13 protein-coding genes are annotated in these 13,965 nt (G+C 41.9%); 2 read left to right on the forward strand and 11 right to left on the reverse strand.

The features are described from left to right. Positions 1 to 27 precede the first annotated feature (27 nt). The 11 genes from M3226_RS12405 to M3226_RS12455 all read right to left on the reverse strand — a co-directional run bounded on the left by M3226_RS12405 (position 28) and on the right by M3226_RS12455 (position 11,820). Complete coding sequence (locus M3226_RS12405) at positions 28 to 783, reverse strand: GntR family transcriptional regulator (RefSeq protein ID WP_251565776.1); 756 nt, start codon at positions 781 to 783, stop codon at positions 28 to 30. Next, entirely contained in the window at positions 780 to 1,466 is a 687-nt protein-coding gene (locus M3226_RS12410) for a 3-oxoacid CoA-transferase subunit B (protein WP_251565777.1), read from the reverse strand. The genes M3226_RS12405 and M3226_RS12410 overlap by 4 nt, the downstream gene beginning before the upstream one ends. Then, positions 1,459 to 2,154 carry a 3-oxoacid CoA-transferase subunit A gene (locus tag M3226_RS12415; protein WP_251565779.1) on the reverse strand — a complete coding sequence of 232 codons (696 nt, stop codon included), beginning with the start codon at positions 2,152 to 2,154 and terminating at the stop codon, positions 1,459 to 1,461. Before M3226_RS12415 ends, M3226_RS12410 begins: the two co-directional genes overlap by 8 nt. 15 nt (positions 2,155 to 2,169) lie before the next feature. After that, a complete protein-coding gene (locus M3226_RS12420) occupies positions 2,170 to 3,117 on the reverse strand; it encodes an MBL fold metallo-hydrolase (protein ID WP_251565782.1) in 948 nt (315 codons plus the stop codon). Positions 3,118 to 3,234: 117 nt separating this feature from the next. Further along, a complete protein-coding gene (locus M3226_RS12425) occupies positions 3,235 to 4,932 on the reverse strand; it encodes a CocE/NonD family hydrolase (protein ID WP_251565783.1) in 1,698 nt (565 codons plus the stop codon). 160 nt (positions 4,933 to 5,092) lie between these two features. Next, positions 5,093 to 5,506 (reverse strand): Zn-ribbon domain-containing OB-fold protein, encoded by a 414-nt coding sequence (locus M3226_RS12430; RefSeq protein WP_251565785.1) that lies wholly within the window; start codon positions 5,504 to 5,506, stop codon positions 5,093 to 5,095. 3 nt (positions 5,507 to 5,509) lie between these two features. After that, complete coding sequence (locus tag M3226_RS12435; protein ID WP_251565786.1) at positions 5,510 to 6,673, reverse strand: thiolase domain-containing protein; 1,164 nt, start codon at positions 6,671 to 6,673, stop codon at positions 5,510 to 5,512. 125 nt (positions 6,674 to 6,798) lie between these two features. Next, on the reverse strand, positions 6,799 to 7,794 hold the full coding sequence (locus M3226_RS12440; RefSeq protein ID WP_251565787.1) for a phosphotriesterase family protein: 996 nt from the start codon (positions 7,792 to 7,794) through the stop codon (positions 6,799 to 6,801). A 20-nt stretch (positions 7,795 to 7,814) separates the two neighbouring features. After that, positions 7,815 to 8,855: a phosphotriesterase gene (locus M3226_RS12445; protein ID WP_251565788.1), complete on the reverse strand. Its 1,041-nt coding sequence runs from the start codon at positions 8,853 to 8,855 to the stop codon at positions 7,815 to 7,817. A 429-nt stretch (positions 8,856 to 9,284) separates the two neighbouring features. Next, on the reverse strand, positions 9,285 to 10,478 hold the full coding sequence (locus tag M3226_RS12450) for an FAD-dependent monooxygenase (protein WP_251565791.1): 1,194 nt from the start codon (positions 10,476 to 10,478) through the stop codon (positions 9,285 to 9,287). A 439-nt stretch (positions 10,479 to 10,917) separates the two neighbouring features. Further along, complete coding sequence (locus tag M3226_RS12455; RefSeq protein WP_251565793.1) at positions 10,918 to 11,820, reverse strand: LysR family transcriptional regulator; 903 nt, start codon at positions 11,818 to 11,820, stop codon at positions 10,918 to 10,920. Positions 11,821 to 12,081: 261 nt separating this feature from the next. Between M3226_RS12455 and M3226_RS12460 the strand changes: the two genes are divergently transcribed. Together M3226_RS12460 and M3226_RS12465 are read left to right on the forward strand one after the other, a co-directional pair. Continuing rightward, on the forward strand, positions 12,082 to 13,140 hold the full coding sequence (locus tag M3226_RS12460) for an ABC transporter substrate-binding protein (protein ID WP_251565794.1): 1,059 nt from the start codon (positions 12,082 to 12,084) through the stop codon (positions 13,138 to 13,140). Between the two features lie 27 nt (positions 13,141 to 13,167). Beyond that, positions 13,168 to 13,953 (forward strand): ABC transporter ATP-binding protein, encoded by a 786-nt coding sequence (locus tag M3226_RS12465; protein WP_251565796.1) that lies wholly within the window; start codon positions 13,168 to 13,170, stop codon positions 13,951 to 13,953. The last annotated feature ends 12 nt before the right edge of the window (positions 13,954 to 13,965 follow it).

The following is a 13,965-nucleotide window of genomic DNA, read 5'->3' on the forward strand; positions in this document are numbered from 1 at the left end:
ATTCGTTCTCTCCAAATAATTGTAATCCTAACGATTCACCGTAAAAGAGAACTTATACTCATATGCTCTATGAACAGCCCTTCTCCAGCCTATAAGGCGATCATTACGAGTGTACAACTTCGTCTCTATTACGAGAACAGGGTCCCCTTTTTTGATACACAAAAGCTCTGCCTCCTCATTGTTCGCACTTGAGGTAAAGATCTGGTGATCGCCTCGAGAAATGAAAATGCCATGTTCACTCTCAAGGAGCACGAAGATACTGTCAACTTTGGCAAGCTTCCATGTATTCGGTTGGAAATCCTCCGAGACAAACAGATAGGTCTGTGTCCATACAAGTGGTTTCTCTTTGAGCAAAATTAAACGGGAGGCTCTCAAGACCTTATCATTCAGCTCAGAACCAAAGATAGCGCACTGATTCTCTGTAGGTAATACATTTTCTACACCTAATATTTTCGAAGTGCAATCTATACCTTGATCGCGAAGGAAGCCAACTAGTCCTCCTAACTCTAAGCCTGGAGGTCTTACAGGTAGTTCTTGAACGGGGAAGGTACCCTTCGCCCGCTCTCTGTATACGTAACCCTCATCAGCAAGCTCCTTCAGTGCCTGTCGAACAGGTGCCTGACTTACGTGAAAGCGCTGAACAAGTTCATGCTCGGTGATGAAGGGGCGATCAGTCTCACCATCAGCAGCCTGCAGTTCCTCAATCAAGATTGCCTTGATCTGTTTATAAAGAGGCACTGATGAGCTGCGATCAATGGTAAGTTTTTGAGTGTATCTAATCAATGTTGTACTCCAATAGTCTCTGATTGCATATCAGCTTGCAGTTTAAGCGGAGCAGCAGTCCGTTCCTGAAGGTAGTCAAATGTTACGCCAGGAGCTAGTTCTTGGACGACAAGCCCATCATCTGTCACGTCAATCACTGCAAGGTCTGTATAAATACGATCTACGCAGCGAGGCGCGGTCAGTGGATATGAGCACTCTCCAACGATTTTCGGCGTTCCCTTACTCGTATGCTGCATACAGAGGAAGACACGCTTGCTGCCAACCGTCAAATCCATGGCTCCTCCAACACGTCCAAGTGGAGCGTTAGGGAGCTTCCAACTAGCAAGATCACCATACATCGAGACTTGGAACGCGCCAAGTACCGCTGCATCGAGGTGACCGCCACGGATCATGGCAAATGAGTCAGATTGTGAAAAAAAGCAGCCACCGGGTTTTAATGTGATTGGTTCCTTACCAGCATTGACCAGGTCCATATCCTCTTGCCCTGGTTCTGGTTTTGGACCCAAACCAAGAAGACCATTCTCACTATGCAGAATAATTTCCTTGCCTTCAGGGATGACATCAGCCACGAGTGTCGGTATACCAATACCAAGATTTACGAACCATCCATCTTCTAGGTCTTGAGCTACTCGAGAAGCTAACTCGAGCTTTGACCATCCAACCTTCTGTTCGCCTCTAACCATTTACTAACACCTTCCCTTCAGGCTGCGTTTCCAATTCTACTAAACGATGCACATAGACGCTCGGTGTGGCAATGTTCTCTGGATCTAATTCTCCGACTTCTACAATTTCATCAACCTCGGCAATGGTTATTTTTGCAGCTGTCGCCATTACCGGATTAAAATTACGCTGTGTCTTATTATAAACAAGATTCCCCCAGCGATCTGCCAGGTGGCCCTTGATAAAAGCGAAATCACCTTTGATGGCATGCTCCAGGAGGTGCATCCTGCCATCGAATGTACGTGTTTCCTTACCTTCTCCCAGTTCAGTATGCGCTGCTGTAGGTGTGTAAAAGGCTGGAATTCCCGCACCGCCTGCACGGATGCGCTCCGCTAATGTCCCTTGAGGAACTATTTCTAACTCGATTGTTCCGTTTTGAAGACGCGCAATCAAATCGTCAGCGTGTGGGCCAACTGGGAAAGAGCAGATAATCTTCTTTACTTGATTGTTGCTGATTAGTGAGGCAACACCATCGCTAACGGCACCAATATTATTTGATACAACTGTCAGATTCTTCGCTCCCTGTTCTACGAGGGCAGCGATCAAATGGGATGGCAGGCCGCTTCCTCCAAATCCTCCAACAAGCAGCGTTGCTCCATCATGTATATCGGCAACGGCCTTTGCTGTATTTTCGAATTTCTTTTGAATCATTTAGAATTCCTCCTCTCATTTAATTTGCAAACCAATAAGTTCTTCGTGGTAACCATGCATTGTCACAAAGAACGAGCAGGGTAAGTTCCGCGGATCGCCTGTATATCCAATCTCCGAAGCAATCGATCCATACGGCCCATACAGTTCATGCTGTTCGGCAGGAAGTCCATTCGATAAATGGCGCCGCGCGATATTACTCAATTTGGCATCCATATCAAGACTCGCCTGTAACACTGCTTCTACTTGTCCACCTTCAATTTGTGCACTTTGCAAATCGCCATTACTATTGCGGAATGGATGGCCTAGGTATAATCGTTTAGGGCAAACTTCCAACAAACGCTGTACACTCTTGCGATAGGAGCTAGGATTTTCAATGGTTGGTAAGCCGCTTAGACCACCATAGATTTGAACAGCATCTGCTGCGAATGCCCAATCTAATCCATCTAATAAAAATGTAACCGAACCGATTGAATGACCTGGGGTTTCAATCACTTTTAGAGTGATATCACCTCCAAGATGGATAGAGTCCCCTTCAACTACTTCCAAGCTCGGTTCGATATTTTCACCAATATCTGAAGTTAACATTGCGATATGTTTTTCTTGTATGACTGAATCGGTGATATATTTTCCTTGTAGTGCTTTGTAATCAACGATATGTTCATTACGGTCACGCAGCAGCCGCGCTTCTTTTTTGGGAATGACCACTTTTGCGCGACGTCCTGTTTTTTCCCATAAGGCATATGCACCGCCGAGATGATCTACATGACCATGCGTTAACAAAATCCAACGAATATCTTCTATTCGTATACCATGTTCAGCTAATGTTGGCTCAATGTCTTGCCTTGCCGAGATATTCACACCAGTATCAATTATTGCTGGCTCTAACGAATCCACATAATAGGCAAATGCTGAAATTGGTCCAAATTTACATTCAATCGGAATAACACGAACGCCATTTGTCAAGTTATTCACTCCTATAATCAATTTGTTACCACAGCACCCTTTCACTTTATAAGAAGGTGTGATCTTTGGCTTTTCTTCAGCAGGAGGTACAGGCTAGCCGGCATTTGATTTTTTTTCTTATTTATTGGTAATGTCATATTGTTTTGGAATTACTGGCAGTACTAAACGTGATGGGTGGTCTGCATCCCGATAGATTTTATGCGTTGTTGCGCGTCCACTTGGTAAGTGGTAACTATCTGGCGGCAGTAACTTTGCATCTTCTCCATCAAGTGGTTCGTTACAGGCAAGATCTAATTCAATCCGGTGCCCAGGTTTAATTAAGAATGAGAATGGATATAATCGAATCGCATACTCATTAATTTCACCAGGTGTTACTGGTATCACCCGGCTGTGAGGATGCCATGGCTCACCATAGGTTGTTTTTTCTTCATTTAGCTCACGATGAGACGCTTTTAAATAACCGGACGTCATTAACGTACGTTTTCCGCTTGGGTCTACATCATAAAGCTTTGCAATGAAGTTTGTATCATCAGTATCGATTTCTGCATGGATATACAAAGCTCCCGTACCTGTCATTTCTACCGGCTCTAAAAACTTATCACTAGTCCATTTAATCTTTTCTGATGTTGTTGTGACTGTTAATGGGGCTTGATAGAATCCATCTGGATGAGCAAATTCAGATGTTAATGGCTCTGGTTTCTCGCTAATTTTGTGGCGAGGTCGTAAGTAGAACTCTTTCTTTTCTTCATATGGTAAAGGCCACTGATCTTCTCCACGCCATTTGTAAGAACCCTCTACAGAGAACTGCACTGCTGGTTCATCCATAATGCCAGTATCAATGCCTTTTAACCAGTAATCATACCAGCGGAACATTTCGTCATGACTTTCATGGAATGGGCGCTCTAACATTGGCGGCAGCGCTTGGATATCGAGCTTTTTAATGCCTGATACTTTATGGAAGCATTCAATGGTGCCTTCCACGTTCCAACCGCGGCCCCATTTTGCTTGGAAGTAAGTTGGGATTGTTACCTTATTGGCTACATCCATTGCGTTACCTTCTTGCCAGAATGGACCATCAAGTGGATTTAATAAGTAATCCATCCATAATTCGTGACGGTCTTGATAATGTAAAAGATGTACAAAATCTGACCAATGTGCGATATCTGGATCGTTTAAACGTTCTTGTGTTTTTTCCTTGAGCTCTTCTGGGGTGAATACTTTCGAGCTTTTACTTGCTACATTATTAAATGCATTACCGCTATCACCTCCACGTCCTTCACGAGAAGCACGCGGCATTAACCACATGATACCGCCGTGATAACAAAGTTCATAAAGGTCGAAGTGACCGCCGTTCGCAAAGATTGCTTTTAAGTGTGGTGGATTTTCTGCTGCTCCTAAAATTTGAACAGATGCAAAATAAGAAATACCGATCATACCAATGTTGCCATCGCACCAATCTTGCTCAGCCATCCATTCCACAAGGTCATAGATATCTTTCCCGTCACCATGCCCTCCTGAATTGTAGTTACCGCACATTTCGCCTTCTGAGTAACCTGTTCCACGTACGTCAGCGATAATATGTGCATAGCCATGTTCCACAACCGCATGGATATCGCCTGCCTCAATTGCACCATTCCAAAGATGACTTGGACGCGCCTGCGGAGGTAATGTTAGCGCCTGTGCTTGCAGTTCCTTACCATACGGGCTAAGAGCAAGTAATGCAGGGACCTTTTCTACCCCATCAGGAAGGTAAATATCAGCAGCAATATGTACGCCATCACGCATTGGAATGCGTACGTCCTTCATGATTCTCATCTCTATCCGCTCCCTTCAGTCTTCCTAAGTATGTTTTATATCATTCAGATTTTTCAGATTTTTTTCTGCGACGTCTGTTAAACTAGTATCAACGCATATACATTGTCTAGTATTCTATATTGCAGCGCTTTAAGAAAAACGCTAGTATGATATATTCTTATTACCCTTCAATAGGTGTGAAGCAAGGTATAAAAGGACCTGGATGATCTTGATCACCGCTTTGCTTAAATAGCACTTTTACTCTTTGATTGATGTGCACCTTATCTAAATCACAATTGACGATATTGGTCATCATTCTTGGTCCTTCATCAATCTCAACGAAGGCGATAGCATATGGGATACCTCGCCGCATCACACTATATGTGTAAATGCTTCCAGTGCCCTTTGCTTCCACCCAGCTCGTATGCTCGCTCATGCAATACGGGCATAACACACGTGGATAGTAATGATACTCTCCACAGGAATCACACTGTTTGATAAGAAGTTTTCCTTCAGCAGCGGCGTCCCAATATTCCTTATGTTCAGGATGGATCTCAGGGATCGTCATCGTTCTATCTTGATAAGTAGTTCCCATGCTTTACACCCTCTCCATGATAAGTGTTGCACTGCCATGACGGCTTGCAAGCCCGCCGCCCGTACCATGAGCTAACGCAATATCACAATTTCTCACTTGTACTTGCGGGTATGCCTCACCGCGCAGCTGGCGGACAGCCTCTATCACTTTCACGATTCCGCCTCGGCTAGCAGGATGATTGTTGTTTAACCCGCCGCCGTCTGTATTGATTGGAAGCTTACCAACACCTGAAATCAGATTTCCATCAGCAACGAACTTTCCACCCTCGCCTTTTTTACAAAAACCTAAGTCCTCAAGCTGCATTAACACTGTAATGGTAAAGCTATCATAAACAGACGCATATTTTATATCTTGAGGGGTAACTCCTGCCTCCTCAAAGGCTTTAGGTCCTGACCAAACAGCTCCTGAATACGTAAGGTCGGTTTTTCCGCCTAGTAATCCTTTAGGTGCTTCTCCGCAGCCCATCACTCGGACAAGTGGACGTTTTAGACTTCTAGCAATCTCAGGTCTTACGATAACTAGGGCACCACCACCGTCGCTCACTACACAGCAGTCCAGTCTATGCAATGGATCAGCAATCATAGGTGACGCAAGTACGTCTTCGACTGTTACTACATCTCGAAGCATTGCGTTTGGATTGTATTGGGCATGATGCGAAGCTGCGACTTTAACCCAGGCTAATTGCTCACTAGTAGTGCCATATTCAAACATATGGCGCATCGTTGCCATCGCATATTCATTTACAGCAGTGGGTCCAAAAGGAAGTTCAAACGGTGTGTCTGGAACATTTGCACCAACCAGCTTTTGCTTAACACCACTTCTGCCTTCTGACCGTGGACGACCTGCCATTGTAATTAGCGCGACATTGCATTTGCCAGCTGCGATTGCCTGTGCAGCATGTGAAACATGGGCAATGTACGACGAGCCGCCAGTGTCTGTACCATCTACATGACGTACATTAAGGCCTAAATAATCAACCATAGACAGCACACCACCCGGAGCGTCACCGGCACAAAAATATCCGTCTACACCTGCAAATGTTAGTCCTGCATCTTCTAATGCACCTTTCGCACATTCAGCATGTAAAGCAGCCACGGATTGATCTGGGGCCTTACGCGTTGGATGCTCGAACGCCCCTGCAATATAGGCCATTCCTTTAATACTCATTGCATTTACCTCCTGTTATTCAACCAATTTTCCCAGTCACATCACATCACTTTATTCGAAAGCAACAAGCAAAATCAGAAGTGTGTCAGCAGCCTCTAGAAACAGAAGCAACCGACAAGCCGCTTCTATTTCGTTTCTAGTAATGCTTCTGTTTTTATGATTGAACGAGGCTCTTGCATTGTTAAGATTTTCGCAGGATTGTGAACTAAAAGTTGTTCAAATACTTCTTCACCCACACCCGCTTTACGCAGATCAGGCAAGAATTCTTCAAACAAGTAGTTGACAGAGTGTCCTTTTAATCCCGGCCAGCCAAGAGCACAGCAATTTGCATCAGCTGAAATAAGGGCACGGTCAACATAACCTTTATCAAGGAAACGGAGGAAATGTTCAACCCGTTCTTGGCGGGGACGGGACCAATACGGGGCACCTTCCATCTCACTGTCATAGCCGATTGTATCGAAGCCAACCCATCCACCTAGATTTGCAATCAAATTATCACGTTCTTCATCGAGATATCCTCCATCATCAGCATGACCCATAAGTACTCGATCAAGTGATAAGCCTTCCTCATCGAAGATGGCGATAGCCGTTTCGGCATCTACGCATAAATGGGTTATTATTGGTGCCCCTGTCTTTAACGCCGCTCGTGCAGCTGCACGATATATGCGCTTATCAAGTTCACTCAATTTCCCACCACGGCTAACACCTACCTTAATAGCCCCTGCTTTTGCGCCCGTACCATCAATACCAACCGTAATTTCATGGATGAACAAATCCGTAAGATACTCGACTGATTGGTTACGGAAATACGGCAGCGCTGAATCTCCTGCTACAAATCCTGTAACAGCAACAATATTTACACCCGTTCTACGTGAGAGTACCTGGAAATATTCAACATCGCGTCCGTTTCCAATCCCCGTACAGTCTACAAATGTTTTACCACCATGTTCACGGAAGCGACGTAACTTTTGGATTGTAACGTCAAACGCTTCTTCAGGTTTTTTCCACCATTCAGTGTCTAAATAACACCCTGGCAGACCAAACCCAATATGTTCGTGCATTGCTGTGATCCCCAAATCTTCTGTCGCGATTGGGCCTAGAACCGTATTAACCTTACCCATCTTTTATTCACTCCTCACTTTTACTTTTGTTCTGCTGCCACAACAGATTCTTTTTCTGCAGCTTCTAAAGATTTTGCAGTAAGTACGCGTTGTGGATTGTCTTGTAATAAAGTGCGAACTTGTTCGTCCGTCACACCTGCTTTCTTTAACATTGGAACAAATCTTGTCAATAAGTAATCATAGCTGAGATCTTTTGCTGCATGACCTTTTGCAACACCAACTGCATTCGTTGAAATCAGTACCTGATCACCAAGACCTTCTTTAAACAGTTCAACAATTAATTGAACACGTTCTTCATCGTTCACGTAGCCTTCGCTTGTTGTCCAGCCAACATGGTCTAACGCCACCATGGCACCGCACCGTGCAACAGCGAATGCTTCTTTGCGGCGGACAGCATCTAATCGGTCAAGCCCACCGATGATAACACGGTTTGGTTCAATTCCTTCACCTAATAAAATTTCTAGATCATTAACAGCATCCGCGCCATATTGTACAGATACAGGCACTCCTGTTGCGAGAGCTGCTTGTGCAGAACCACGGAAAAGATTAGTTTCTTTTTCTGAAATACCACTTTGACTTGCCATTGATGTTACTAATCCTGCTAGACCTGAACGTTCAATACGTGGTACAACGATACCTTCTGTTACCTCTTTTATAAATAAATCAGCAAACATTTCTGCTGACCAAGGTGTAGGAGGGTTTTTTTGCGGTGTTACAAAGTAACCGCTTAACATTGGCTCAGGCCCTAAGCCAGTTGATGCTACGATATGTACGCCTGTTGTTTTAGATAGTGTTTCGTAAAGTTTTACATCACGGCCGTGGAACATGCCTGTTCGGTCGACTATTGTTTTTCCTCCAACCCTACGAAACTCAATAAGCTTACGCTTTAATTCCTCAAATATCTTACTTCTGTCCATTTCTATTTCAGGAGCATATTCTGCACCAGGTACCACAGAAAGCAGCGATTCATGGATAAGAACAACACCTAATTCTTGAGCAGGCACTAGTCCAAGTACAGTACGAACAACGCCTGAATTTTTTTCTTGTAAATTATCTAGCATTGTAAAACCTCCTATCATTTAATAGTTCCTCACCTTAGAGGTGTCAAAGGTCAGGGTTAGTTGAAAAGCGATTTTTTAAACAGACCGGTTGGTTTATTAATGTGAAATAAAACAGGTTGATTCATAATAAACGTAGCGGATATAAACAGACCGGTTGGTTTCAAACAAGCATATTTGTGTCTCACAGTATACAAAACATGTTCCCTTTCGCATTCCTCTACTAAAACAATAATGTAATCGCTTTCCCCTAAGAGAATATTATAATATTGATATACCAAAGTCAAATATTAGTTTTACTTTTCTAAATAAAATAAAAATTCTGTTTACTAATTTCATATACTCAAACATCTATATTATCGTATAACTTGAACTACCTGCTGAAAGGTACTATCTCTAATAGAGAATGGTGCCTTCTCCTTTTTATATAACTTAACGATCATTTTTTCCTGGACCATTATTGTAGCCATATAACCAGTCAATCATCTCGAATTCTTGTGCTTCCCTGCTTTCCAAAAGCGTATTTCTCAGCAAAATGGAAACTGAGTCTACTGCGTGGATAATTTCTCCCCAAGTACGTGCACTCTTTTGTACCTTTGCTGTCCGTGGAATTCGTTCTTCTTGATAAGCTAAGAATGCTTGCTCAAAGTTCTCCCCATGAAGCTTGAACATATCCGCTAAGCATGAAGCATCTTCTAATGCTTGGCATCCCCCTTGTGCCAAGTATTGAAGCATTGGATGTGCAGCATCCCCAAGAAGAGTGAATTTCCCTTTTGTCCAGTTGTCGATTGGCAAACGATCATACATCGGCCAACGAATTTGTCGCTGGATGAAGTTTAATGCTGTCTCGACCAACGGGTGACACCCTTTAAATACATTGTCCATTTCAGCAGGCGTTCCCCAGTCATCGGAACCTTCCTTATAATTGTTGCTTTTGAATACAACAACCTGGTTATACAATTCTCCCCTGCGTACAGGATATTGAACGACATGAAGGTTTGGACCAATCCACATAATAACGTCGTCCATATTAGCATCCGAGCTAATTTCCGAAATAGGGATAGTCCCGCGGTATGCGACATAATGAGAACAGATTGGCTGATCATCCGAAAAATACTTACGGGTTTTTGACCAAAGTCCATCGGCCCCGATTACAGCTTTTCCGATGAATTTTTCTCCATTCCTATTTGTAACTATCACACCTGCTTCGTTTTCTTCCACTGTTTCAATGGATTGACCATTGACCAAACTGATAAGTGGGTTCTTTTCACATCCTTCGAACAATACCCGGTGCAAATCAGAACGATGCATGACAATATAAGGAAAGCCATATTTCTCTTTAAATTCATCCCCTAAATCTAAAAATGATAATTCCTTTGCCGTATATACATCCTTTAAAACCAAACGTTTCGGAAAAACGGCATATTTAGATATTTCCTCAGCAAGCCCAAATCGGTCCAAAACGGCCATTGCGTTTGGTCCCATTTGTATACCTGCTCCAATTTCCCCAAATTGGGGTGCTTGTTCCAGGACCATCGTTTTGTTGCCTGCTTCAGCAGCTGCCAGCGCTGCAGCTAATCCTCCAATCCCGCCACCAATGACTAATACTTCTTCATTACTGCTCATGATTCATCTCCCTACATACTTTTTAACCAAAGCATACGCAGTTAGAAATGCTGTTTTTACATACACAGAAATTTGCAAGATGGACAACTTAGTAAGTTATCTAGCATTCCATTCTTTTGCCGTGTAAACGTATTCATTTATCTAATTCATAGGATCCTGTTTGATAATATTACAATCTCTTCTAAAGAAGGCACTCTTTCAATCAATACCAAGTATTTATGCATTTCTTCACCTCAATTAAAAGTGGGTAAAAAATTATCACTTTGGGTACCCCAGTTCTCTATTTATATAATAGAATTCACCTATTTGTCAATATTGCTAATAAAAAATATTTTCTGAACATTATTAATATTGATTGCAGTAGTTGATTTTCTGTTTACTAATATTTGAAATGAACTGCAGGAGTTTTTGTTAGTTGTACATACTCATAACATAAAATTTATCCAAAATACTCCATAAACTTAATTGCTGCAGATGTAAGATGGCGTTTTTTTAGCCAAATAAGTGCTGATGGTCTTGCCATAACCTCTGGATTAATAATTTTTTTGAATATTAATTTAGAATTAGGCATGATTTTTTCGGCGGATTTAGGTACAATCCCGATACCTATATTACAATTTGCCCAATTTAATAATGGTACTAGATTACTACTCTCACATAGAATAGTCGGCTCAAAGCCAAGTTCAGTGCAAGCGCTTTTTACCATATCAACAGCATCAACTGATGTACGATAATCAGATGTCTTCTTATAGCTTCTTAAAAACATTAATGGTTTGTCCTTAAGTTCTGCTAAGTTTATAGAGGCTGAGTCATTTTCAAACCCCATATTTTCACTCATTGCTGCAACGATTGGCTCACTTGAGAGATTAATGGAATCAAATACATCCTTATCTACTGGGAGTCGAACAATGCCTAACTCAATGATTCTTTTTTCAGTTAGCTCCATTATTCGATTTGAGTCTCCCTCCCAAACTTTGAATCTCACATTAGGATACTTTTTATGAAAATCCTTTACTTTTTCAGGTATTAATTCAGCTCCTAAGGATGGAATCATCCCTATGCTCAACGTACCCGAAATGCCACTTGAGATCTCATTCAATTCCTGCTTGGTTTTCTCAATCATTTCTAAAATTTCTAATGATCTTTCATATAAAAATTTTCCTTCATCGGTCAGGATGAGCTTCCTAGTATGTCGTTCAAATAACTTGGTGTTTAATTCTTCCTCAAATAATTTCAGCTGCTGACTTAAGGGCGGTTGTGCGATATTTAGCCTTTTAGCTGCGAGCGAAATTTGGCCTTCCTCTACAATCGATACAAAATATTTCATGCGTCTTATATCCATCAATAAGTGCACCCTCACCTAAATTTATTCCACTTTATGCTAGATAATATCATGATTTATATGTTTTTGATATAAATAAGTAATCTTTTTTGTATTTTTCAAAATTTTCAACCTATGGTACTTTGTAGTTACTCTCCTGACTTCGAATAATCTTTTATGTTCATTTTCGCTGTTTAGTTTTAACGTGTGGAGAGGACGAAGTATTATAAAGCAAAAAGAAAGGGTTTACAAGACATATCGTCACATTTAAGGGGGATGAAGATGAAAAAATTTGTACTTACTTTATTGTTAGCCATGGTTGGGGTACTAGTTTTAGCAGCTTGTAATTCAAAAGAAACAACCAACAAGGAAAATGGAAATGTGGAAAAAGGTGTGAAAGAGACAAGTCTTGCACCATTAAGCAAACCAATAAATATTAAAATTGGCTACCCGACGCAAGGCGTTTCGCAATTACCATTATGGGTAGCAAAAGACACGGGGATCTTCAAAAAATATGGTGTGAACGCTGAATTAATTTATATAGCCGGTTCGCCAAGAGTACAGGAAACGTTAAATGGCGGCGGTATTGACGTGGGAATTTCCGGAATTGAGGCGGCAGGCAATGCGAAGGCTGCTGGGATTGAATCCGTTACATTTACAGCATTAGCGAATAAGATCAAAGTTTTTATCTATGCGTCTAAAGACATCGATACGTCGAATATAAAAAAAGCAATCAAAGGAAAAACCATTATTGCAGGGCTCGAAGGCTCTTTATATGATTACCTGGCTCAATCTTACATAAAAGATTTAGGTCTTGATCCAAAGAAAGACGTGAAGTTTTTATATATGGGTGGAGAAGGCGACCGAACTGCCGCATTTATTAAAGGAGATGCAGACTTTTATTTAGTTGCGCCTCCTACCTCATTCAAAATGGATGAAATGGGCTATTCAAAAATTTATGACTTTTCTAAACAAGACGTGCTAATCCCTGGTCTTGTTATGAAAAAGGACTATTACAATCAAAATCAAAAGGTAGCCGAAGTACTAGCTGGATCGTTAATTGAAGCCAATGCTTACATTAAAAACAATAAAGAAGAAACACTCAAAATCATTTCGAAATGGACAGGAATGGACGACCCTGAATTAGTTAAGAAAACATACGAAGCAAATTTAGGTACAATCCCAGAGAGACCATATAGCACAGATAAAACCGTGCAGTTCTATCTTGATCATTCACTTAATCCTGAAGTAAAAGCCATGAAACCTGCTGACCTTGTCGACAACTCCATTATCAAAAAGCTTGATGAGTCCGGCTTTATCGATGAGGTGTTCAAGAAATAAGCAACGTATAGGAAGGAGCGAGGCCTTATGTATACTACAAGCAAACTTCACTCAGAAAATGTGTATATAACCTATCCATTAAAGAATGGCGGCGAAGTGGCTGCGGTTGAAGACTTTAACCTCGTTGTTGAGGAAGGCGAATTTGTATGTATTGTTGGGCCCAGCGGCTGCGGTAAATCAACCGTTCTAGGCGCTGTGGCAGGATTTCAGGATATCAGTGATGGAAAATTATTTTTAGACGGAAAAGAAATTAAAGGGGCCGGACGAGATCGCGGTGTTGTATTCCAGCATGCGTCTCTTTTTCCATGGCGTACTGCACTCGATAATATTATCTATGGTTTAGAGGTAGCGGGTGTTCCTAAAAAGGAGCGTTACGAAAGGGGCCAAGAATTATTAAAATTAGTTGGATTAGAGTCATTCGGCGATCACTATCCAAACCAATTATCCGGCGGTATGCAGCAGCGTGTCAATGTAGCCCGGGCATTAGCGATTGAACCAAGCCTTATGTTATTAGATGAACCTTTTGGTGCCCTAGATGCACAAACAAGAGAATTTATGCAGCTGGAATTGTTGCGGATTTGGAAAGCGACGAAACAAACGATCCTGTTTGTCACACATGACATTGCAGAAGCAGTCTACCTTTCTGATTATGTGATTGTCATGACAGCCCGTCCCGGAAGAGTATTACAGAAAGTTAAGATTGAGCTGCCTCGGCCTCGCCCATTAGAAATTAAACGGAGCCAGGATTTTATTGAATACGAAAAGTATATTTGGGATTTAATTGTAACGGAAAAGCAGAAAAATGTCGTATAATGGAGGACTTTT

The organism is Neobacillus cucumis (assembly GCF_023715505.1).

Bases quoted from the DNA above. Each gene is read 5' to 3' on its own strand.
- M3226_RS12410 (WP_251565777.1), bottom strand. From the start codon at position 1,466: ATGGTTAGAGGCGAACAGAAGGTTGGATGGTCAAAGCTCGAGTTAGCT.
- M3226_RS12415 (WP_251565779.1), bottom strand. From the start codon at position 2,154: ATGATTCAAAAGAAATTCGAAAATACAGCAAAGGCCGTTGCCGATATA.
- M3226_RS12425 (WP_251565783.1), bottom strand. From the start codon at position 4,932: ATGAGAATCATGAAGGACGTACGCATTCCAATGCGTGATGGCGTACAT.
- M3226_RS12430 (WP_251565785.1), bottom strand. From the start codon at position 5,506: ATGGGAACTACTTATCAAGATAGAACGATGACGATCCCTGAGATCCAT.
- M3226_RS12435 (WP_251565786.1), bottom strand. From the start codon at position 6,673: ATGAGTATTAAAGGAATGGCCTATATTGCAGGGGCGTTCGAGCATCCA.
- M3226_RS12440 (WP_251565787.1), bottom strand. From the start codon at position 7,794: ATGGGTAAGGTTAATACGGTTCTAGGCCCAATCGCGACAGAAGATTTG.
- M3226_RS12445 (WP_251565788.1), bottom strand. From the start codon at position 8,855: ATGCTAGATAATTTACAAGAAAAAAATTCAGGCGTTGTTCGTACTGTA.
- M3226_RS12450 (WP_251565791.1), bottom strand. From the start codon at position 10,478: ATGAGCAGTAATGAAGAAGTATTAGTCATTGGTGGCGGGATTGGAGGA.
- M3226_RS12455 (WP_251565793.1), bottom strand. From the start codon at position 11,820: ATGGATATAAGACGCATGAAATATTTTGTATCGATTGTAGAGGAAGGC.
- M3226_RS12460 (WP_251565794.1), top strand. From the start codon at position 12,082: ATGAAAAAATTTGTACTTACTTTATTGTTAGCCATGGTTGGGGTACTA.
- M3226_RS12465 (WP_251565796.1), top strand. From the start codon at position 13,168: ATGTATACTACAAGCAAACTTCACTCAGAAAATGTGTATATAACCTAT.